Genomic DNA, 20150 nt, shown 5'->3' with positions numbered 1-20150 from the left:
CGCGCCAAGCCCGCCAGCATACGTAGTCGCCAGGAAGGAACCATTGACTTCAATGGTTTGGCGGCATCGGCGCCGGCTGGATACCGCGCTGGATCCGGGAGTCCACATGCGCGGTCCGTCCCGCGCGCGCATCTCCCGAGTATATCCGTTTTCTAACCCGGGAGAGCCGATTTTGTCTTAGCGAAAACTGTCCGCCGGACACTTTCCTATTGCGCCCATGGGCTTACGCGCCAGTGGCCAGCGCGATCACCTTGCGCTTTGACAGGCTGCGATTGAACGACCGCCGGTTGAGGGTCAGCGCGATCACCGAGAGCCCGTATTGCCAGTGCTGATGCGCCGCCGAGCGCCGCAGACCGACCGCCCAGCAGATCTCCTTCCAGCGCTCGCCGTGCGCCTTCATCCAGACGATCTTGCCGTCGAGCGGCTCGAGACAGGCCGTCCAGGTCAGGGTCTCTTCCATCCGGCTGATATCCTGCGGCGAGGGCAGCACGCGCATCGGTTTCGGTTCCTGGCCGACCTTGTCGCCGAAGCTGTGGACGATCTCGGGCCACGTGCTGAAGTATCCCTGCCGCCGCGGCTCGGGCATCCGCTTCAGCACGAGGGCCGCCACGGCGAGCCGCTCCTCGACCATTGCCGGGGTCCAGTCCGTCATCGCTGCACCTCCTGTTCCGAGGGGCGGGCGCCGTAAAGACGCTCGCCGAGTTGCCGTACCAGCTCCCGCTCAGGCCAAGTAAGTCTCTTGTCGTCAAGCGAAACTGCCAGAACGCCTTGCTCTTTCCAGCCTTCGCGCTTGACCTGTTCGGGGTCGCGGCGATGGCCGCCGTAGCCCTTGGGATGCCACCTCATTGGACGCCTCCCTTGGTCTCCAGCGCCCAGAACAGGATGGCGATGGCATCGGCCTCGTTGTCGTCGGCCGGGCTGAACCCGCGGGCCCGGGCAGCGGCGATCATGGCATCCTTGTTCGCGTTGCCCTTGCCGGTAGCGAAGCGCTTGATCGTGCCCACCGGGACGCCCTCGTAGGGCACGCAGCGCAGCTCTGCCCACGAGGTCAGCGTCGCCATGAGCCCGCCGTAGACATGCGCGGCGTCCGTGCCAGCGTGGCGGCGGACCTCCTCGAACCAGATCGCGGCGATGGGCCCGGAGAGCCGGTCCAGCTCGGCTAGCCAGTTCGTGAAGCGCAGATACCGCATGCCGCCGCCATCGAAGCGACCGGTACGGAAGGACACCGTGCCGGAGGTGATCAGCCCATCGGCGCCATGCAGGGCCCACCCCGTGGTGGTGCCGAGATCGAGCGCGAGCAAGGTGCGATCGGCGCGGTGCGCGACAGGCAGATCGGGGATTGCCTCGCGAGCGGAGGTGGCGAGAGTCAGGTCAGCCATGGGTGGTCTCCTCTTCTGGTTGGCTGCTCGGGTGGAAGACGACGGCGGCCTGGTGCTTGGCGGTATGGGGCCGCCGTCGTCGGATCGGGATGTGCAGAGAGCGTCGAGGCCCGCGCGCGCGGATACCCATCGACGTATGGGAGGAGAGGCCAAACCTGCCGGTTGGCCTCCCCATACGTAGTATGGGGGCTTCCCCACTCGCCTCATGTTTTGGGCGTAGAGCACTGTTTTCATTGCGCTTTTGTGGTGCGAGCGATGAGAGAGGCCGATGAGGAGGACCTTTCTCATCCTCATGCCCAACCCATTGATTTCATTGAACCATGAGGAAGGGGTGAGAATGAGGAAGGCCGCGCTCATGATGAGGAAGTCAGTCATGGACCTCCTCCGGATAGACCCAGACGGAGGGGTTCTCGACCTCGCGCGCGCGGCCGGAATGGGGGCATTTGTAATGGGTCGGCAGGACCGGGACGCCCTCGTCGAGAACCTCGCCGGTCTCGGCGTCGATGACGGGATCGCGGCCGAAGCGCATGTCCCGGACGACGAGATACCCGAAATGCGATTGCGTGCCGGGGAAGCCGTGCTCCGTGAAATTCCGGCGGAACTTAATCTGCCCCTTGGTGGCGAGGACCGCGAGCCGTTCGCGGATGCTGTAGCGCCCGCCAAGATCGTGCTGGTTCTCTAACGCTTCGGCGAACTGCGTGGCGGTGTAGAGCCGTCCCTCGGCCGCCTCGTCGAAGATCAGCCCGAGGACGACCAGGTTCTTGCGATCCCGCTCCGCGTCATGCCTGGCGCCCAGATCCTTCCGCACCAGCCGCTCGCTGCTCGGGGTGAGCTCGGTCCAGTTGCCATTCACCTTGTCGACCACCTTGGCAGGCAGCGCGGGACCGTTGCGCAGCTCGATCTCGAGCCGGCGCTCGCTGGCATCTTCGTCAGGCCGGTGCAGGATCAGGCCGGTGGTGTAGAAGCCCCGGAGCGCACTGGCGCCGGAGAGCGCGAGGAACGGGTCCTCCTTTACCTGGTGCTTCGAGAGCTTCTTGGTGTGGTGGACCAGGATCACGCCGCAGTCCGGGTTGACGTGGTCGCGGAGCGCCTCGACCCGGTCCTTGAGAAAGAACATCATGGCGTCGTTGTCGTTCTCGCCGCCGCCGTCCGGCCCACCGTCGAAGAGGTTCCGGATCGGGTCGATGCAGAGGATGTCGAGCGTTTCGTCGGGGAACACGGCCCTGATGGCCTCGGCCACGCGGGCGCTGCCCTCGGCATCGAGCAGCATCCGCAGTTTCGGCGTCACGATCAGGTTGTCGCGCGCGGCGGCGATCAGCTCGGGCGGGAGACCGATCTGCTGCATGCGTTCGCGCAGGTAGTGGTACTGGATCTCGGCCTGCAGGTAGAAGATCCGGAGCGGCCGTGGCGGGGTGAAGCCGATGAAGGGCACGCCGGCCGCCATGTGCACGAGCAGTGCGATCAGCAAGTCGCTCTTGCCAACCTTGGGCGCGCCGCCCAGCACCAGGAGCCCGCCCGGCGTCAGCACGCGTGGTCCGATGATATCGTCGGGCATCGGGCTCGTATCGTCGAGCAGCGCGCCCAGCGTGAAGGTGGGCAGATCGGTCTGCGCCGACGCTGCGCTGTCCAGGCGGATCAGCGGCGGACCGTGCCGCTTGATGTGCAGCTCCCACAAGCGATTGGTCTCGCGCTTCAGCCGGTCGAGCGGCCAGGAGGGGCGCAGCATCGCGGCGTTGTAGCCGCAGATCGCCGTCCAGCCCTCGTCCATCGATACCCGGCCCTCGTGGACCAGCCGCAGGAAACAGCCGATGGCGGCCGAGGCGCCCTCGAAACGGGACCAGTCGTCCGTGCCGCCCTCGTGCACCGGGGTCGCCAACACATCGGCGATGGCGGGTTTCTCGCGGGGCTCGGCCGTGGCCATGCCGACGCCGGGCATGGGCGGCATGTCGGCGACGCGCTCGGCCATTTCGGCGAGATCGACCTCGAGCTCGGTCGCCTCGCGGATCTGCACGAGCCGGGTCAGCCCGCCCTTGTGATAGACCGTGCCGGGCACGCGGATCGGCTGGTGGGCCGAGCGGAAATGGGTATCGCCGCCGACCTTCAGCGCGATCTCGCCGCGCAGCTGGCAGAGCCGGTCGAGATCAAGGCCCTCAGCAGGTTCGGTCAGCTTCCACCAGACATGGAGCTTGGTCACGCCCTCGGGCGTGCGCCCGCCGCTCTCGATGATCAGCGTCGGTCGCCCGAGATGGTGGAGGAGGTGATCGAGCTTGGCCGGGATGTCGCCCGAGTCGAGATCGACCACGAGGCTCTGCATCTGCAGGACATCGGCCGCGCGGGCCTGGCCGGTTTCCGCGACCGTGCCGGGGATGACGTAGACCGCCGCGCCCTCGCGCGCCGCCCAGCCGGCGAAGGTGGTGAGCTTCTCGGGCGCGTTGGCGTCCGCGTCGATCCAGATATTGTGCGGCCGTCCGTCCTTTCCCTGACCCTTGTCCACGAAACCGCGGACCGGAATCAGGCCCTCGGAATAGCCGAAGACGACATCGACGAAGCGGGCGATCTGACCCGCGTCCGGTTCGACGGCGAAGGGATCGTCCAAGGGCGCCGCGTCGTTGAAATCCCGCCAGGGGTTGAAGTGGATGATGTTGTCGTCGCTCATGCCGGCAGGCTCCAGCAACGCTCCGCCCACGGGCAGAACCGGCATTCGAAGAAGTCGCGATTGGCGGCGATGCGCGGGAGCAGCTCGCCCGCGTCGGTGGCCCGCAGGATCCGCACGCCGCGGTCGGACATGCGCTGCGCGAGATCGGCGTCGAAGGGCACGAGCTCGTGGTGCAGCTCGGCGGTGTCCTTGTTGATCGCGGTGAAGAGCGCGGGGTTGGCCGAGATGCCCGGTACGGTCGCTTCCATGTAGGCCTGGTAGAGCGCGATCTGGGCGGCGTAGACCGGCTTCGCCACGGCCACACCCTTGGCCACCGTCTCGCGCCAGTTTTTCGCGTTCATCGTCTTGCACTCCCAGAGCGTCGGGGTGCGTAGCCCCAACGCCGCGGGGGCCTCGGCGACGATCCCGTCGACATGACCGCGGATGCGCCCGCCTGCGACGGAGAAGCCGAACTGGCCGCCGTCACGTTTCTCGGTGACCAGATCGAGCCCTGCCGTCCGCAGCCAGCGGATGGCGAGATCCTCGAGCTCATGCCCGATCGCGAAGATCCGGAGCGACCGGCCGGAGAAATCCTGGCCCTCATCCTTGGGCGCGCCTGCGAACTCGAACTGCAGCGCGCGTTCGCAGGCGTAGCCGAGCCGCGATGCGCCGAGGTAATCGCGCGAGGGCGTCCCTGCGCGTTCAGCCACGAGCGCGGCATCCACGGCGGCGTTGATGCGCTCCGCGATGCCGGGGCGGTGGTTGTAATCCAGCATCAGAACGGGATCTCCGACTCCGCGGCGATCTCGGCCATCTCGGCGCGGAACGCCTCGACAGTGGTGACGATCAGCCGGTGCATGTCGTTCTGGGTCAGCTGGCCCAGCGGCCGGTCCCAGCCGATCCGCTCCATCTCTGGGGCGAGTGCGCGCATGACGGCGGGCAGCGCCTGGGTTTCCTCTTCGGTGAAATCGACCATGCTCAATCCTCTCTTCGCTTTTCGGGTGAAGGCCGTCTGGCAGCCCATGGAGCAGAACCAGCGGCGGGTGCGGGTTGGGCGCGGCCGGTGGGGATCGAACCAGCCGAAGCCGCGGGTGCGCGCGGTGCAGACGGCGCAGAGCATCGGGCGCGGATGCCATAGGCGATCACGGCCCGATCGATCCTGAGCCGCTGCGAGCGGGGATGGGACTTGCGCGACATGGTTCACGCCGCCCTCCGCTCGGGCGCGGCCGAAATGACGAGCCGGCGAATGTCGCGCCGGTTGAACTGGAAGGTGATCAGCGCCGAGGCGCGGTAGCGGGTGAGCCCGTAGTCCTGGCGTTGAGCGGGCGAGAGGTACTGGAGCTGTTTCTCGGTCGGCGTCTGGCCCAGCCAGCGCCGGGACTTGAACGCGCTTTCGTCGGTCTCGTGTTCGTTCAGCCAGTCGTCGGCCTGCGCCAGACAGACGGTGCGCTCGCCCACGCCAAGAAGGCGCGTCCGCTCGTTCTTCGCGCCGCCCACGGCATGCCAGCGCCCCTCGAGGAAGAACACGCCGCCCCAGGCATTGAACCCGCTCGCAATGAGCGCGGACTCGTCATCGAACAGATCCTCCCAGGCAAAGCTGGAGCGCTTCAGGAGGTCGATCTCGGACATGACCACGCTTTCGAGCGGCGGCGCCCCGTCGCTCAGGAACTCGTATCCGCAGATCGGGCATTGGCGGGCTGCGAGCGGGACCGTCGCCTCGCATTCCGGGCAGGTCTTCGTCGGCGCGGCGCATGGCGTGGGATCGCGGCCGTCGAGATCGACGTCCTGCTCCAGCGTGCCATGCGTCAGGCTCGAGATCCCGAAATCCAGCACGATGCAGTCGGTCTTGACGATGCCGGGGTGCTCGGCGGGATCGACGGTGCGCAAGCCGCGCCCAACCATCTGGATCATGGTCGACTTGCAGGAACTGGGGCGCAGCAGCACCACGCAGGAGGTCGGCGGGTGGTCCCAGCCCTCGGTCAGCACCGCCACGTTGACGACGACCTGCATCTCGCCAGAGGCGTAGGCCGCGAGGATCCGGCGGCGCGTCTCGGAGCCGAGATCACCGTGGATTACGCCGGCGGGGATCCCGTGGTCATTGAAGGCTTCGGCAACATTCTCGGCGTGGGCGACCGTCGAGCAGAAGACCACGGTCTGCCGGTCGCCGGCCTTCTCGCGCCAGTGCCGGATGACCTCGGCCGTGATCGGCGCGCGGTTCATGATTTCCGCGACGGCACCCATGTCGTAGTCGGACGCGGTCTTGCGCACGGCACGCAGCTTCTCCTGCACGCCCACATCGATCACGAAGGTGCGCGGCGGCACGAGGTGACCAGACGCGATCAGTTCGGCCAGCGTGACCTGGTCGCCGACATTGTCGAAAACCTCGCGCAGACCTTTCCGGTCGCCGCGGTTGGGCGTCGCCGTGACGCCGAAGATGCGCGCATCGGGATTGGTGTCGCGCACGCGGTCGATGATGCGACGATAGCTGTCTGCCACCGCGTGATGCGCCTCGTCGATCACCAGCAGGTCGAGCCTCGGCATCGCCTTCAGGCTCGCCGAGCGCGACAGTGTCGGCGCCATGGCGAAGGTGACTTGTCCCGCCCACGACTTGGAGCCGGCATCCACCACGGATGTGGTCACCTCCGGATTGACCCGGCCAAACTTCGCGCGGTTCTGGCTGGTCAGCTCGTCGCGATGGGCAAGAACGCAGGCCTTGGCCTCCGTCTCCGCGACGAGCTTGCCGGTGACCGCGGACAGCATGATGGTCTTGCCTGCGCCCGTGGGTGCGACGCCGAGCGTGTTGCCGTGCTTCGAGAGCGCAGCGAGGCTGCGCTCCACGAAGACTTTCTGGCGGGGACGAAGCCGCATCGGATGCCCCTCACTGCGCCCAGGCCGGACGGCCGGGGGCCGCCGGAGCGGTGGGCTGCGATGCCGCCGCGGGCTGCGGCGCGGGCTGCGATGGCGGCTGGTAGCCGTGGCCAGCCGTGCCCATGACCTGCGCATAGTCGCGGTGGTCGGGCGTGACCGCGGCACGGATCTCGTTCTTGTCCTCGCCCATGGCATCGGAGCCGATGTCGATGCGCGCGACGAACTCGAGCCCGTCGAGATCGGCGAAGCCGTTGATCCGACGTGCGGCCTGCGCCTCGGGAGAGGTGTCCTTGTCGGAAATCCCGCGCGCCGAGTTCAGCATGCCGCGGACGAGGCTGCGGCCCATGTTGGCCCAGTCCGGGCCCTTGGGGCTGTGCAACCCGATCAGCGTGAAGATCTTGCGCCGGGCATAGGGGCCCTCGAGCACGGTGAACTCGCCGTTGAGATAGACGGCGCCGGTGGAGCCCCGGGTGGCATAGCCCCCGGTCCAGCCCTGCGACGGGTCGTCGAAGCCGCCGGGGCGGATCGTCAGCCGCACCTTGGCCAGCGTGCCCTTGGGGATGACGTTGGTGTTGGACTGCGCGTCGTTGAAATCGTTCCAGAGACCGGTCATGGCGTGGGGTCCTTTCAGTTGGTGGGATCGGATTGAGGGGTCGCGGCCGGCGCCGGCATGCGCGGCGCATCCGTCACGAGCGGGCGTGCATCGATCGGCAGGGGCTGGCGGATCTTCTCGATGAGCCGGCCGAGATGCGGCGGCTCCAGCAGATCGAGGCGGCCGGAGCGGTCCTTGGCCGGATAGCCCCAGCGGTTCTGCGTGTGGCAGACGAAAACCCGCTGCGGCACGCCCTTGTCGTCGGGCAGCGAGGTAAGCGTCAGCACCTCGTCGACGATGCCGGGCAGCTCAAGCCCGGTCTTCGAGCCGTCGATCTGCGGGACGAAGACCTTGCGATTAAAGTCGTCGAGCTTCTCGTCGAGGATCCCGACGAAAATCACGTTCTTCGCCCGCGTGTGCTGGAGGTGGGTGAGCCAGGCGATCATCTCGCGCCCGTGCAGCCCGTAGGCGCCGCGGATATCCGGCTTGCCGGTCTTGTCTGAATGCGCCTCTGGCTGGCCCTTGCACCATTGGAAGCAGAGCCGCCCCGCAACGGTGATCGAGTCGATGAAGACCGTGTCGTACTTCTCCAGCACCTTCGGATCGCCGTACTTCTGGCAGATCGCCTGGTAGTGGTCCTCGCTGTAGGGCTGGTCCTTGCGCAGCGCCGGGTTCGGGCCGCCGATGAACACCGCGAAGTCGCGGCATTCCCGCCAGGTACGAGGGCGGATCGTGTCGATTGCCAGCCCCTCGATGGCGAGATCGCCGGCCTCGAGGTCGAAAAACAGCGAGGTGGTCGAATTGAGCGTGCGCAGGAGTGTGGTCTTGCCGATGCCCGGAGGTCCGAAGATGGCGGCCTTCACGCCGCGCACCTCGGCCAGCCGCTCGTCGGCGGTGATGATCGGAAGGCTCATGCATCGCCTCCCTGCGGCCGAATTTCGACCTTCAACGCGCCGGTCTTCACGGTCCGCGCCGGCTCGAAGCCCTGGCGGATCGCATCCGGCCAGGCCGCGTATTTGCGCTCGGGCACCTTGAAGGCGATATCGACATACTCGGCCGGGTCGTCCCCGGCGGCGCGGATCCGCTCGACCATGGCCGCGAGCTGGGACTGGCCCCACTCGACGCGTTTCGGCAGATCCGCGACCACGGTGAAATCGCCGTCGTCGAAGCGGACCGTGCCGGTATCCTTGGCCTGCGCCTGCCGCTCCTCGGCGGCGCGGGTGGCGTAGCGGACAGTCAGGGCTGCATCGAGCCGGGTCTTCGCGGCCTTGTCGCGTTTCAGGCGCTCGTCGATTTCGCGCTGGAGGATGGCCAGCAGCTCCACGGGCAGCCCAGCAATCTCCTGCGGGCTGAGGCCCGGCAGGTCATCGGGCGTGGGGGTGTTCTCGGGATAGGGCATTGGGGTCTCCGGGATGGGGAATGGGGATCAGGCGGCCTCGAGCAGGCGCATCGAGAGCGCCGCACCGGGCGGGCCGGGCTTCGGGCGAGCGACGGCGATATAAGCGAAGGCGTCGGGGCCGAGCCGGGACTGCACGAGGTGGACGAGGTTCTGCTCGGCCGCACGCCGGGCGGCGGCCGCCACCAGCTGCAGCGCGCGTTGCCGGTCCGCCGGCAGCTTCGAGATGACCGACGTGGCGTCGACGGCGAGGAAGCCGCGGTGATAGACCAGAGCCTCGCCGGGTTCGGCCTGCGCGATCCAGGCGGCAAGCCCGACCTCGTCGAGCCCCGGCCCGTTCGCGCCGTGCAGCTGCACGACCTCGGCCTCGGTGATGGGCGACAGGCGTCCCATCAGGCCGCTCCCGCGCGCGGCTGGGTGTCCATAGTGTGCTGGAGCTGGTCGCGCTCGAAGGCGACGATGTCCTCGAGGCGGTAAACGACCCGGCCGCCGATCTTCATGTAGGCTGGGCCTTCACCCGCCCACCGCCAGCGCTCCAGCGTACGATGCGAGATCGTCCACCGCCGGGCGAGTTCCTTCTGGTTCAGGCAATGCTTCTGCTGCATCGGCTCTCTCCGTTTGCGTGTGCTTCGGAGAGAGATTGCGAAATCCCGCTATGGGATGTCGTCAGGATCGCAGGGGGATGCGGAGGGGGATGGATATGGCCTTGCAGGACAAGCCTGGACGTTTCGCTGGGGGATCGTCATCCCCCTCCATCCCCCAGCCGATCTTACACCGAGCGCGATCCGAGACCCCGCATGGGGGATAGCAGGCGAGTCAGTCGATGTTCAGACGGTAGCCGCCGCGGCGGTCGGAGCGGATCAGCTGCCGCCAGTCCTTCTGCGATTTGAAGACGTCGGCCATGCGCAGGCTCTTCGAGCCGGCCGAGGACAGGATGGCCTTGCCGCTCTGCCAGGGCTCGCCCCGCTGCGCGGCCTCGTGCAAGGCGCGGACGACCTGCGCCTGGATCGGGCCGAGCCGGAAGCGGTAGCCGTTGCAGCGCACCTCCTGGTAGTCGGCCGAGGCGATGAAGGTGCTCTCCTCCATTGCCGAGCCGCCAGAGGAGAAGCCGGACTGAAGCTCGAAACGGTCGCGTTCCTCGCGCCTTAGCAGAAGATCGCCGATCATCACGAAGACCGGCCTGGCCTCGCCGTAAAGCGACGCATAGTCTGCGCGCGGGGTGCGGAACTCGCTGACATGGAGCTCGCCGCAGCGGAACAGCTGGAAGACATCGCAGGCGTGCAGGTCGAGCAGCCCGCTGAAGGGCTTCTGCTCCCATGGCACGCGGAAGCGCTCGCCGTCTTGGCCCTCCTCGTAGTCGCCGAACTCGACCGGCTCTCCGAAGACACGGACCGACAACCGGAGCTTGTCGTTCTCGGCCAGGTAGACAAGGTCCGTCTCGGAGATCCGCCAGCGCTCGAGCACCTCGGGGAGCGTGAAATACAGCTTGTCGATGTGCACGCGCCCCTCCGATTCCCCTGCCTGATGTTTACCTTCTGTTCTTATTCGCTTGACGGCTGTCGATCAATCCGATTTTATCCTATTTCATCCACAGTTGGGTGGGGAAACATGAACGAGCACCACACGCTTGCCGACCGTCTTAGGGCCCGGGCCAACCAGCTCGGCCTCAGCCCCGCCCATGTCGCCGAGATGGCTGGGGTGAACCGCTCTTTCGTCTACGACATCCTGCGCGGACGATCATCCCGCCCCGGCATCGACCGGCTGGCAGAGGTCGCCCGCGTCCTCAAGGTCGACCGCGACTGGCTGATCCACGGCATCGGCGATGTCGAGGGCACGCCCCCCTTCATCGAGAACCCGGACGAGGCCTTCGTCTCGATCGCGCATGCGAGCCCACGCCCGTCGATGGGCGGCGGCGCCGTGGTCCTGGAACAGGACGACCCCGCCGGCCGCGCCTACCACTTCCGCCGGTCCTGGATCCGGCACAGCCTGAAGGCCAGCCCCTCTCAACTGCGGATCATGCATGTCGAGGGCGACAGCATGGCGCCGACGCTGCTCGACGGCGACACGGTGCTCGTCGACATGGCGCGCCGCGCACCGAACCCGCCCGGCATCTTCGTGCTGGACGACGGCATGGGGCTGGTGGCCAAGCGGCTCGAGCACATCCCGAACAGCGACCCGCCCGCCGTTCGCGTCATCTCGGACAACGGCTTCTACAGCCCTTACGAGCGAACGGCCGACGAGATCCACATCGTCGGCCGCATCCGTTGGTTCGCGCGGGAGATCTGAGGTGATCGCATTCCGCGAGGTAGACGATGCCGATCCGGCGCTGGCGTTCTCGCCAATGGTGCGCGGGGTGGAGAAGACCTTCGCCTGGATCGAAGAGCATGGTGGCATCCCACTGACGCCGTCCAAGGCTTTCAAGCGAATCTTCGTGCACTGGGCTGCGGCCGAGTTCGACTGGCCGGGTCACACCGAGGCGGACCTCTTCGCCGTCAACAAGGTCCTGAACGAGCCAGACTTCGCCCCGCTCATGGTGCTGCACGACCTGATGATCGCAATGAAGCTCGGCCGGCACTACAAGGGTGAGTTCCGCCTGACCAAGGCTGGCCAGACGCTGACGGGCCATCCCGGCGAGATTTTCGGCACGGTCGTCCCGTTTTTTCTGTTCCGGATCAACCACGCCAGCATGTCGCGGTTCGACGACGCGCCGATCCTGGGCAACTGGGACGTGTTCCTGAACGTGCTCAATGTCGAGACCGAGGACGGCGCCACCGGCGGCCACCTCCGCCGCGTGCTCTTCGGAGAACCCGAGAAGGGGCCGTTGCCGCGCTACGACGAGATGATGGGCCAGCTCTACATCGAGGTGCTGCGCCCGCTTTGCTGGGCGGGGCTTCTGCAGCAGAAGCGCGGACACGCCAGCTACCGGTTCGAGGAGGCGATGTTCATGAAGACGGCGTTGTGGCGGGCGGCGCTGCGGCTGGAGACGGATGGGATGGTACAAGGGGCGACGCGGCACTGAGGCACAAATGGTCCAGTTCGTCTGCCCATCGGGCTACAGCGCGCTGGTGCTGCAGTTTCAACAGGGGCGACCAACATATTTCAAAGAGTTCGCGCTTTCGGCTAAGCCTGCCCAATGCTTTATACAACCTCGGCAGTTCGTAGATCGTCGCAAAAGGAAGTGTTTTCATGCCAATCTTTGACATTCCGAGTAACCGCTTGGTCGATCTATCGGATGCTGATCTTCGCGAACTGATCGCTCGGTTATGCGAGGCTGAGCGCGAACGACAAGGCGGTCATCGGAATGAGGTTCGTTGGGGAGGAAGCCAGACGGCTGCCGATGGCGGTCTCGACGTAGTGGTCGAGCCTACCGGTCCGTTCATTTCGGCTGGCCCCCTCGCGCGCCGAGACGTTGGAATTCAGGTGAAAGCTGCCGACCTCACTCCCGGCGCCATCGCCACCGAGATGCGTCCCGCAGGGAATCTACGCCCCGCGATCTCGGCAATTGCGGCTCGAGGTGGCTCCTATCTCATCGCGAGCGCCGGGGCGAACTGCTCAGAGGCCATGCTCAAACGCCGCGTCGATGCCATGCGTGAAGCTGTCGCCGACGACCCGAATGGGACAAGACTGGAGCTGGCACTCTTGGACCGTAATGCCATCAGTCGATGGGTCAGTACACATCCCTCGGTGGCTGCTTGGCTACGCAGGCGCCTAGACCTTCCTATCCTCGCGGGCTGGCAGCCGTTTGGACGCTGGTCATCGACTCCAGAAGGAGAAGTTGACGATTTGATCTGCGAGGAAGGGCTTGTTTTTCATATTGAGCGTCACGCTCCAATCCGAAATCTGCCTGAAGCGCTCGACGAGATAAGAAAACTGGTTCGTGATGGCACCAGTGCCGTGCGCATCGCCGGCCTTTCCGGAATTGGCAAGAGTCGGATAGCCCAAGCACTCTTCGAGCCGATAGGGTCCGTTTCGGCCTTGCCAGTTTCTCATGCGGTCTACACAGACTTGGGCCATTCTCCCGATCCTACACCAACTGGAATGCTGGAGGCACTGATTGAACGCGGCGCTCCAGCAGTTCTTGTGGTGGACAACTGCCCGCCCGACACTCACCAAGCACTAGCGCGGAAATTGGCAGAGCGCCCTGGAGCCGTCCGACTGATCTCGGTCGAGTATGATGTCCGAAGTGATCGTCCGGAAGAGACAGACGTCGTTCGCGTCGAAGCCGAAGGCTCCGACATTGTCGAAGCCCTACTTCGCCGTCGGCGCAACGATCTGTCCACGGGAGATGCTCGACGGCTTGCCGAACTTGCTCAAGGTAACGCCAGGCTCGGCTTCGCACTGGCTCAGGCGATCCCCCAAACTGGTAGCCTCACCGCATTCAATGACGCGGCGCTTTTTGATCGCTTGTTCTGGCAACGCGAGGAGCGAAACGAGGAGCTGGCTCGAGCCGCTGAGGTTCTATCGTTGGTCTACTCCTTTGAAGTGGACGGAGATGAGCAGCCGGATGAACTTCTCTTCTTAGGTTCGCTTGCTGAGTTGTCGCGTAGGGCAATGCATCGGCATGCAAGCACCCTGCTCGCCAGGGGACTTGCGCAAGCAAGAAGCAGATGGCGGGCAGTATTGCCCCACGCGCTTGCCAACCGTCTCGCCCGACAGGCGCTGAGATCAATCCCGTTCCGGAATATCGCCGACGGCTTTGCCGATAAACCGCGCCTTAGACGGTCACTCGCTCGACGGCTCTCTTATCTTCACGATTGCGAAGAGGCTCGACGCATTGTGACCCGATGGATGGAGCCTGGCGGACCGTTGCATGGTCCCTCGCCGGATCTCCAGGTGCTCGAGGCAGTGTGCCATTTGGTTCCTGAAGATGCGCTCCAGGTTGTCAATGCAATGGTCACCGCTATTGCGGCGGCGCCAGAAGAATTCCTTCACCTAGACAGTTTGACCCGCATGATCGCGCGGATTGCACATTCTGAGGTCATGTTCCCTCAGGCTTGCGAAAGCTTCGTTTCGCTGGCCATTGCTTTTGACGAACAACGAGCCTCCAATGCAGATGATGTGCTGAGCAGTCTTTTTGGCCTGTACCTCTCGGGAACTCTGGCAAAGACGGAAGCCCGCGTACAGGTGGCAAGCCAGTATCTTCTCGCGAACGATGCGAACCAGAATTCGCGGGGGGTCAGCATGCTCAAGTCGGCCTTGCGAACAGGCCACTGGTCTTCTTCGATCCTCTCATTCGATGACGCGCGCCCGGACTCTTTTGGATGGGAACCGCGTGGGGCTCAGGTTGAAGACTGGTTCTCCCGGTGGTTGGACTTGGCAGCGGAAACTGCTCTGGCTGGACCGGTAGAAGTAAGAGACAGTGTTAGAAAAGCACTGTCCGACGAGATTGACGGAATTTGGCGGTGCGTTCCAACTCTTCGCTCGAAAGTCGGTGCCATTGCGCGTCAGTTGCACGAAGAGACACCTTGGGTGGAGGGGTGGCATGCGCTCCGGCGAATGCGATACCTGTTAAATGAGCGTGGCTCGGAGCTTTCTGCGGAAGACTCGGCGCTGCTGCAAGAGCTCATCGACGATATGGCACCCACGGACCTTTCCGCCCGAGTGCGCGCGGAAACCGTACGTGGTTGGGACCTCGATTCCGAAGACGACGATCATAGGGCCGCTGAGGCTAGGCGCGCCGAACGATTGGAGCTCCTTGGACAAGAATTGGCAGCTTCCCCAGATGTGCTCCAAGCGATCGGGAGAGACCTGTTCGAGCACAAAGGCCGGCCCCTCTACTCTCTCGGCATCGGGTTGGTTCAGGGAAATCGCGAACCGAGACGGACGTGGGAAATCCTACGCGATTTGTATTTGAGCAATCCCGACAAACCGCAACAGGTTGGCTTTCTCTCGGGACTACTTCACCAGCTGGATGAGAACAGCCCGGCAATTGCAGAATCTATTAGGGCAGAGTGTCGCGAAACGCCTGCCCTCCGACGCATCTATTCAGTCTTTCTCCGTAAAGGCGTTCTTCCTGGGGATGAATTTGAAAACGTTGTTGAGATCGCTGGCGAAGCAGAAACCGCCGCGTGGCTACTACACGATATAGCTTGGCGTGAAGAGCGCGAACTGAATGACGAGCAGCGCGTTCAGCTTCTTCGGTCACTGCTGGGAAGAGAGGGTGGGGCACTTCTTGTGGTCGATTCTTTGCAAATGCTCGGGTTTGTTGAAAAGGGTTCGCGCGACGCCTGGCCGGACGAACTCAATGCCACGGGGGTGGATGCGGTGATCACCATCCTAACGAATGAAACGATCAACTCGAATATTGATCATGACATGGCTGAGACGCTGTCGTATTGCATGCGGGGTGAAAGTTCTGCCCTAGCAGCCCGTTGCATGGATGCGATTATAGCGCGGGCAGCGCGGCGCTACGGCAGCACTTATGACGTGGAACGTACGCTTGCTGTATTGGCTCGCAAGTCGCCTCAAATCTTTCTTTCTAGACTGTTCCCGGATGGAGAGGACGGACCTTCAATCCGCCTTCGTAGCGGTTTAGATCGTGACTGTCTGATCCATGTACCAGTGGATCCACTCATCGAATGGTGCCACGAAGATCCCACTCGCTGGGCCAAGGTTGCGCCAAACATCTCGCCATTCGCACGAGGCTCTCAAGATAACGATGAAGTAAGGGAGATCTCGGCCCAGGCTTTGGGTTTTCTTAACGCCGCGCCGCGCCCCGAGGAAGTCGTGGAGGCCTATCTCGAATACCTCGCACCGATGAGCTGGTCCGGTAGCAGAGCGGATATCATGGAAAGCCGCTTGAAGAGTATCGAGACGCTAATCGACCATCCCGCACCAGAGGTTCGTCATAGCATCGTCCGTTTGGCTCCGGGGATTCGCGCGAGAATTGCTCGTATCCGCCAAGCCGAACAGGAGGAAGAGCGCGAGCGAGACCAACGATTCGAGTAGTGATCTTGATGCTAGTATCGTCTACGCATCGTGTCCGATCCGCTTCCTTTTGTTTCGCGTTCTTTCGACAACTCTCTGTTTAAGCTTGATATCTGTTATCGCGCCCGGCCAACACGGAGCAAACCGCCTCAGGAGGTTCGCTCCCCATGCAAGACGACAGCACCTTCGCGCCGCCCGCCGAGACGCTCACCACCGATGAGCGGTTGGCGGAACTGGCGACCATCCTCGCCAGCGCCATCGCGCGCACCAACCCACTGGAAACGAACAAGAATTCTTCGTTCGATGGAGACAGTTCGCTGGACATTCTCGCCCTCAGACGCCGTCGTCGGAGACAGGTTCGCAACCGAGTTGGAGATGACGCATGAGGAAAAACACAAGGAAATCAGGCACGAAGGCCGCGCCCGCACGCCAGACGGAGGGGATCAACGTCCTAGCCGAACTGACCGCGCTGAAGGCGATGACGGTGCCCGAGCTGCAGGAAAAGTGGCAGGCCATCTTTGGGGAGCGCGCGCCGAACGCCAGCCGCGGCAACCTCGAGCTTCGGCTCGGTTATCGCATCCAGGAACTTGCCCATGGTGGGCTGCGCCGGGAGACGCGGCGCACGCTCGATGCGCTCGCCGACGAGGTCATGAACGGCAAGCTGGGCGGCATGCTTGCGGACCCGCGCAAGCCGGCACCTGGGACGAAGCTGGTCCGCGAGTGGGGCGGCGAGGAGCACATGGTCACCGTGCTGGCGGACGGCTTCGAATGGCAGGGCCGGCGCTTCAAGTCGCTCTCGGCCGCCGTTCGGGCGATCACGGGTGCGCATTGGAATGGCTGGCGCTTCTTCGGGCTCGACCAGACCGGGGGCGCGCGATGACCAGAAAACGCAAGCCCGAGCCGACGCGCCGCCTGCGCTGCGCCATCTACACCCGCAAGTCGAGCGAGGAAGGGCTCGACATGGAGTTCAACAGCCTCGACGCGCAGCGGGAGGCCTGCGAGGCCTACATCGCCAGCCAGCGCGCCGAGGGGTGGGCGTGCCTGCGCGAGCGCTACGACGACGGCGGTTTTTCCGGCGGCACGCTGGACCGCCCCGCGCTGAAGCAGCTGATCGCCGATATCGAGGACGGGCTGATCGACGTGGTCGTCGTCTACAAGATCGACCGCCTCAGTCGCGCGCTGATGGACTTCTCGAAACTCGTCGAGATCTTCGACCGCCACGGCGTCACCTTCGTCTCCGTCACGCAGTCCTTCAACACCACCACGTCCATGGGCCGCCTGACGCTGAATATCCTGCTCAGCTTCGCCCAGTTCGAGCGCGAGGTGATCGGCGAGCGGATCCGCGACAAGGTCGCTGCCTCGAAGAAGAAGGGCATGTGGATGGGCGGCTACGTGCCGCTCGGCTACGACGTGGTCGACCGCAAGCTGATCGTGAACGAGGCCGAGGCCGCGCAGGTCCGCAGCATGTTCGAGCTCTTCGCGCGGTCCGATTCCACCGCCGCCGTGATCCGGGAACTGAACGTGCGTGGCATCCGCTCCAAGCGGGGTCGGCCTATCGACCGCGGGGCGCTCTACAAGCTGCTGCACAACCGCATCTACCGCGGCGAGATCACCCACAAGGGCGAGACCTATCCCGGCATGCACGAACCCATCGTCGATGCGGAGTCGTGGGACGCCGCCCATGCCGTGCTTGCCGGCAATCGGAACCAGCGGGCCGGGCGTACACGGAGCACTGAGCCGGCGCTGCTGCGCGGGCTGATCTTCACCGAGACCGGTGCCGCAATGACCCCGCATCACACGGAGAAGGGCAACAGGCGGTACTGCTACTACGTCTCGATGGACGTGATCCAGAAACGGCCGACAGCCGAGCTGCGCGGGCCCCAGCGGCTCCCGGCGGCCATGGTCGAGGAAGCGGTCGTCGGCGAAATCCGGCGGCTGCTGCGCACGCCGGAGATCATCGCGCGCACCGCCCGACCCCTGAAGAAGGAGCGCCCCGACCTCGACGAGGGCACCGTGACCACGGCGCTCACGCAGTTCGACGATCTCTGGAAGGCGCTGATCCCGGCCGAGCAGGCCCGCGTCGTCCAACTGCTCGTGGCGCGCGTGACGGTGGGCGAAGACGGGTTGGACATCGATCTTCGCCATGACGGGCTTGGCGCGCTTGCGAGCCTGATGACGCCCGCGCGGGAGGGCGCCGCCTGATGCCCGCGAACGACACCATCCGCGTCCACATCCCGCTCGCGGTCCGCAAACGCGGCGGGCGCCCGCGCATCCTGCCGCCGAAAGAGATCGAGACGGCGGGCCCGCCGCCGGGACAGGATCCCCGCGTGCTGCGCGCCATCGGCCGGGCATGGGCGTGGCGGCAACGGATGGAGCGCGGCGAGGTCACCACCATCGCCGATCTCGCCGCCGAGGAAGGCCTCTCCGACCGCTATGTCAGCCGCCTCCTGCGCCTCGCATGGCTGGCGCCGGACGTCCTCGAGCGGCTGGTCGTGCGTCGGGAGCCCTGCGCGATCAGCCTCTACGATCTGTGCTTCATCGCGTGCTTGCCGTGGGACGAGCAGCCGGCGCGGGTGTTCGAATAGGGGCCCACTTCGCACCTGAGCAGACGGCTCGGCGACAGTCGCCTATGGATTCCGTGCCAACCCATGTGCAGCTTGTGTGCATGAGTGAATCGTTGTCTTACGCCCAATTAGAATCCTACATCCGCGAACAGATGCGTATGTCCCACATCTACCAGCCCGTTATGCTGCGGGTGCTGCTGGAACAGGGAGGCACCGCAAGCATCGAGGATATCGCAAAAGCGCTCTTGAGCTACGATCGTTCCCAAGTCGAATATTACGAGATCAGAACCAAGAACATGGTGGGCAAGGTACTCACCCAAAACAGTATTGCCGAGCCAATCAAAAATGGCCGGAGGATTACGGGCTACAAGCTCTCGGCCGAAGAGCTTTCTGAAGAAGAGATCGCCACTCTAAAACAAAGATGTGACGATCGTCTGAATTCCTATCTGGAGAAACGAGGCGAAGGTATCTGGGGGCACCGCGCCGTCTCAGACGGCTATATTCCTGGGTCAGTCCGGTACGAGGTTCTCAAGAGAGCGAAGTATCGTTGCGAACTCTGCGGTGCTCACGAGGATCAAGCTGCGTTGCACATCGACCATATCTTGCCTCGGGCGCGCGGCGGTAGTGACGATATCAGCAACTTTCAGGCTCTATGCGTAACCTGCAATACCAACAAGCGCGATCGGGATGATGCCGACTTCCGGGGTGTTCTAGATTCTTACGAGAACCGTCAAGACGGATGCATCTTCTGCGATGTGGATGAAAGTCGCGTGATCGCGGAGAACGAGCTCTCTTACGCGATACGGGATGGGTTTCCAGTGACGCCCATGCACACCCTCATCATTCCAAAGCGACATGTTGCCGACTACTTCGACCTCTACCAACCAGAGCTGAACGCAATGCATGCGCTTCTGGCTGAGCAGCGATCAGAGCTTCTCGGTTTCGACGCAACAATCGAAGGCTTCAATGTTGGTATCAACGCTGGCGGCACAGCTGGCCAGACCATTTTCCACGTGCACGTTCACCTGATCCCGCGTCGCGCTGGCGATGTGGAAGATCCTAAAGGGGGAGTACGGGGCGTCATCCCTGCCAAGCAAAAGTACTGAACCCGCGGCCAGTGAGCTGCGCAACACGCGGCCCTTGGAGGCGACACAGATACGCGCTTGCCTGTTCCAGCCCGTTGGCCTGCGCCTCCTGCATGTTCGGTCTCTGTCTCGCTCGATAGCGCTGGAAACAGGGCTCGCAGTTTTGGCGACGCTGCGAGTCAGGCCATTGGAAAGGCGAGGAAAATTCCGACCGAACCGGAATCGGCGCGGTTCGCTCGACCAGAGACTACAGGCCCTTCAGAGACGAAAATGGCTGCGCACCCGTGTCTCAGCGGTTCGCATCCATCCGGCAAACCCCTTTGAAAACGGAAGAAATTCCGCCTTGGGCGGGCGACCTCAACGGGTTCGAAAGGGTGATGGTGGCGGAGAGACAGGGATTCGAACCCTGGAGACGGTTTCCCGCCTACACGCGTTCCAGGCGTGCGCCTTCGACCACTCGGCCACCTCTCCGTGCGCACGTGTTATCGAATCCGGCAGGGGATGCGCAAGGCCGGGAAGGGGCCGCCAGGCTGCCCGATCGGAGGGTGGAGGGCAATGTCCCCGGCGGTTCTCTAACCCCGCAGTATTCACCGAATGCGTCTGAGCGGCGGATTTGGCGGTCGTGGGCCGGTCGTGAGGACCGGTCGAGGGTTGTGCAGACCCTCCCGAGCGGCGCGACGCCTGTTGACGGTGCGCGTGGGCCC

At 64.5% G+C, this 20150-nt stretch carries 21 protein-coding genes and 1 tRNA gene; 8 read left to right on the top strand and 14 right to left on the bottom strand.

Going from position 1 to position 20150, the window contains the following annotated elements; genetic code table 11:
- Positions 1-223 precede the first annotated feature (223 nt).
- The 13 genes from DLJ49_RS18210 to DLJ49_RS22210 form a co-directional block, all read right to left on the bottom strand.
- The gene (locus tag DLJ49_RS18210) at positions 224-652 is read right to left on the bottom strand and encodes a DUF6362 family protein (RefSeq protein ID WP_115394959.1); all 429 of its coding nucleotides are present in this window, start codon (positions 650-652) and stop codon (positions 224-226) included.
- Positions 649-846, bottom strand: coding sequence for a hypothetical protein (locus tag DLJ49_RS18205; protein ID WP_115394958.1), 198 nt, complete (start codon positions 844-846; stop codon positions 649-651). Before DLJ49_RS18205 ends, DLJ49_RS18210 begins: the two co-directional genes overlap by 4 nt.
- Positions 843-1379: a crossover junction endodeoxyribonuclease RuvC gene (locus DLJ49_RS18200; protein ID WP_115394957.1), complete on the bottom strand. Its 537-nt coding sequence runs from the start codon at positions 1377-1379 to the stop codon at positions 843-845. The genes DLJ49_RS18205 and DLJ49_RS18200 overlap by 4 nt, the downstream gene beginning before the upstream one ends.
- Positions 1380-1746: 367 nt before the next feature.
- On the bottom strand, positions 1747-4035 hold the full coding sequence (locus tag DLJ49_RS18195; protein WP_115394956.1) for an AAA family ATPase: 2289 nt from the start codon (positions 4033-4035) through the stop codon (positions 1747-1749).
- Positions 4032-4790 (bottom strand): PD-(D/E)XK nuclease family protein, encoded by a 759-nt coding sequence (locus tag DLJ49_RS18190; protein WP_115394955.1) that lies wholly within the window; start codon positions 4788-4790, stop codon positions 4032-4034. The genes DLJ49_RS18195 and DLJ49_RS18190 overlap by 4 nt, the downstream gene beginning before the upstream one ends.
- A complete protein-coding gene (locus tag DLJ49_RS18185; protein WP_111405167.1) occupies positions 4790-4990 on the bottom strand; it encodes a DUF6511 domain-containing protein in 201 nt (66 codons plus the stop codon). Before DLJ49_RS18185 ends, DLJ49_RS18190 begins: the two co-directional genes overlap by 1 nt.
- A gap of 224 nt (positions 4991-5214) precedes the next feature.
- Entirely contained in the window at positions 5215-6882 is a 1668-nt protein-coding gene (locus tag DLJ49_RS18180) for a DEAD/DEAH box helicase (RefSeq protein WP_115394954.1), read from the bottom strand.
- A gap of 10 nt (positions 6883-6892) precedes the next feature.
- Positions 6893-7495 carry a hypothetical protein gene (locus DLJ49_RS18175; RefSeq protein WP_115394953.1) on the bottom strand — a complete coding sequence of 201 codons (603 nt, stop codon included), beginning with the start codon at positions 7493-7495 and terminating at the stop codon, positions 6893-6895.
- A 14-nt stretch (positions 7496-7509) separates the two neighbouring features.
- Positions 7510-8388, bottom strand: coding sequence for an ATP-binding protein (locus tag DLJ49_RS18170; RefSeq protein ID WP_115394952.1), 879 nt, complete (start codon positions 8386-8388; stop codon positions 7510-7512).
- Positions 8385-8873: a hypothetical protein gene (locus DLJ49_RS18165; RefSeq protein WP_115394951.1), complete on the bottom strand. Its 489-nt coding sequence runs from the start codon at positions 8871-8873 to the stop codon at positions 8385-8387. Before DLJ49_RS18165 ends, DLJ49_RS18170 begins: the two co-directional genes overlap by 4 nt.
- Positions 8874-8900: 27 nt before the next feature.
- A complete protein-coding gene (locus DLJ49_RS18160) occupies positions 8901-9263 on the bottom strand; it encodes a hypothetical protein (RefSeq protein ID WP_233489229.1) in 363 nt (120 codons plus the stop codon).
- Positions 9263-9475, bottom strand: a complete 213-nt coding sequence (locus tag DLJ49_RS18155; protein WP_074219579.1) for a helix-turn-helix transcriptional regulator — start codon at positions 9473-9475, stop codon at positions 9263-9265. Before DLJ49_RS18155 ends, DLJ49_RS18160 begins: the two co-directional genes overlap by 1 nt.
- Positions 9476-9686: 211 nt before the next feature.
- Positions 9687-10370 carry a hypothetical protein gene (locus tag DLJ49_RS22210; protein WP_199533424.1) on the bottom strand — a complete coding sequence of 228 codons (684 nt, stop codon included), beginning with the start codon at positions 10368-10370 and terminating at the stop codon, positions 9687-9689.
- A gap of 108 nt (positions 10371-10478) precedes the next feature.
- Between DLJ49_RS22210 and DLJ49_RS18150 the strand changes: the two genes are divergently transcribed.
- From DLJ49_RS18150 to DLJ49_RS18120, 8 genes are all read left to right on the top strand, one after another.
- Positions 10479-11156, top strand: a complete 678-nt coding sequence (locus tag DLJ49_RS18150) for an XRE family transcriptional regulator (protein ID WP_115394950.1) — start codon at positions 10479-10481, stop codon at positions 11154-11156.
- Position 11157: 1 nt separating this feature from the next.
- Positions 11158-11889, top strand: coding sequence for a hypothetical protein (locus tag DLJ49_RS18145; RefSeq protein WP_115394949.1), 732 nt, complete (start codon positions 11158-11160; stop codon positions 11887-11889).
- A 401-nt stretch (positions 11890-12290) separates the two neighbouring features.
- Positions 12291-15818, top strand: coding sequence for a hypothetical protein (locus DLJ49_RS21490; RefSeq protein ID WP_147277341.1), 3528 nt, complete (start codon positions 12291-12293; stop codon positions 15816-15818).
- A 146-nt stretch (positions 15819-15964) separates the two neighbouring features.
- Complete coding sequence (locus tag DLJ49_RS21485) at positions 15965-16183, top strand: hypothetical protein (RefSeq protein WP_147277340.1); 219 nt, start codon at positions 15965-15967, stop codon at positions 16181-16183.
- Positions 16180-16677: a DUF2924 domain-containing protein gene (locus DLJ49_RS18135; RefSeq protein WP_115394947.1), complete on the top strand. Its 498-nt coding sequence runs from the start codon at positions 16180-16182 to the stop codon at positions 16675-16677. Before DLJ49_RS21485 ends, DLJ49_RS18135 begins: the two co-directional genes overlap by 4 nt.
- Positions 16674-17999 carry a recombinase family protein gene (locus tag DLJ49_RS18130; RefSeq protein WP_115394946.1) on the top strand — a complete coding sequence of 442 codons (1326 nt, stop codon included), beginning with the start codon at positions 16674-16676 and terminating at the stop codon, positions 17997-17999. The genes DLJ49_RS18135 and DLJ49_RS18130 overlap by 4 nt, the downstream gene beginning before the upstream one ends.
- On the top strand, positions 17999-18382 hold the full coding sequence (locus DLJ49_RS18125) for a hypothetical protein (protein ID WP_115394945.1): 384 nt from the start codon (positions 17999-18001) through the stop codon (positions 18380-18382). The genes DLJ49_RS18130 and DLJ49_RS18125 overlap by 1 nt, the downstream gene beginning before the upstream one ends.
- Positions 18383-18462: 80 nt before the next feature.
- Positions 18463-19467: an HIT family protein gene (locus DLJ49_RS18120; RefSeq protein ID WP_199533423.1), complete on the top strand. Its 1005-nt coding sequence runs from the start codon at positions 18463-18465 to the stop codon at positions 19465-19467.
- 360 nt (positions 19468-19827) lie between these two features.
- Here DLJ49_RS18120 and DLJ49_RS18115 read toward each other — a convergent pair.
- Positions 19828-19917, bottom strand: a tRNA-Ser gene (locus DLJ49_RS18115).
- Positions 19918-20150: the final 233 nt, after the last annotated feature.

This window comes from Rhodovulum sp. 12E13 (assembly GCF_003340565.1).
Classification (GTDB): domain Bacteria; phylum Pseudomonadota; class Alphaproteobacteria; order Rhodobacterales; family Rhodobacteraceae; genus HLUCCA09.
The sequence above is the reverse complement of the archived record's forward strand: the minus strand, read 5'-3'. Positions and strand labels throughout refer to the sequence as shown.

Excerpts from the sequence above, each read along its gene's own strand:
- DLJ49_RS18160 (WP_233489229.1), bottom strand. The coding sequence starts at position 9,263 with ATGGGACGCCTGTCGCCCATCACCGAGGCCGAGGTCGTGCAGCTGCAC.
- DLJ49_RS18205 (WP_115394958.1), bottom strand. The coding sequence starts at position 846 with ATGAGGTGGCATCCCAAGGGCTACGGCGGCCATCGCCGCGACCCCGAA.
- DLJ49_RS18185 (WP_111405167.1), bottom strand. The coding sequence starts at position 4,990 with ATGGTCGATTTCACCGAAGAGGAAACCCAGGCGCTGCCCGCCGTCATG.
- DLJ49_RS18170 (WP_115394952.1), bottom strand. The coding sequence starts at position 8,388 with ATGAGCCTTCCGATCATCACCGCCGACGAGCGGCTGGCCGAGGTGCGC.
- DLJ49_RS18120 (WP_199533423.1), top strand. The coding sequence starts at position 18,463 with ATGAGTGAATCGTTGTCTTACGCCCAATTAGAATCCTACATCCGCGAA.
- DLJ49_RS18155 (WP_074219579.1), bottom strand. The coding sequence starts at position 9,475 with ATGCAGCAGAAGCATTGCCTGAACCAGAAGGAACTCGCCCGGCGGTGG.
- DLJ49_RS18195 (WP_115394956.1), bottom strand. The coding sequence starts at position 4,035 with ATGAGCGACGACAACATCATCCACTTCAACCCCTGGCGGGATTTCAAC.
- DLJ49_RS18200 (WP_115394957.1), bottom strand. The coding sequence starts at position 1,379 with ATGGCTGACCTGACTCTCGCCACCTCCGCTCGCGAGGCAATCCCCGAT.
- DLJ49_RS18180 (WP_115394954.1), bottom strand. The coding sequence starts at position 6,882 with ATGCGGCTTCGTCCCCGCCAGAAAGTCTTCGTGGAGCGCAGCCTCGCT.
- DLJ49_RS18130 (WP_115394946.1), top strand. The coding sequence starts at position 16,674 with ATGACCAGAAAACGCAAGCCCGAGCCGACGCGCCGCCTGCGCTGCGCC.
- DLJ49_RS21485 (WP_147277340.1), top strand. The coding sequence starts at position 15,965 with ATGCAAGACGACAGCACCTTCGCGCCGCCCGCCGAGACGCTCACCACC.
- DLJ49_RS18175 (WP_115394953.1), bottom strand. The coding sequence starts at position 7,495 with ATGACCGGTCTCTGGAACGATTTCAACGACGCGCAGTCCAACACCAAC.
- DLJ49_RS18135 (WP_115394947.1), top strand. The coding sequence starts at position 16,180 with ATGAGGAAAAACACAAGGAAATCAGGCACGAAGGCCGCGCCCGCACGC.
- DLJ49_RS18150 (WP_115394950.1), top strand. The coding sequence starts at position 10,479 with ATGAACGAGCACCACACGCTTGCCGACCGTCTTAGGGCCCGGGCCAAC.
- DLJ49_RS18165 (WP_115394951.1), bottom strand. The coding sequence starts at position 8,873 with ATGCCCTATCCCGAGAACACCCCCACGCCCGATGACCTGCCGGGCCTC.
- DLJ49_RS18210 (WP_115394959.1), bottom strand. The coding sequence starts at position 652 with ATGACGGACTGGACCCCGGCAATGGTCGAGGAGCGGCTCGCCGTGGCG.
- DLJ49_RS18125 (WP_115394945.1), top strand. The coding sequence starts at position 17,999 with ATGCCCGCGAACGACACCATCCGCGTCCACATCCCGCTCGCGGTCCGC.
- DLJ49_RS18190 (WP_115394955.1), bottom strand. The coding sequence starts at position 4,790 with ATGCTGGATTACAACCACCGCCCCGGCATCGCGGAGCGCATCAACGCC.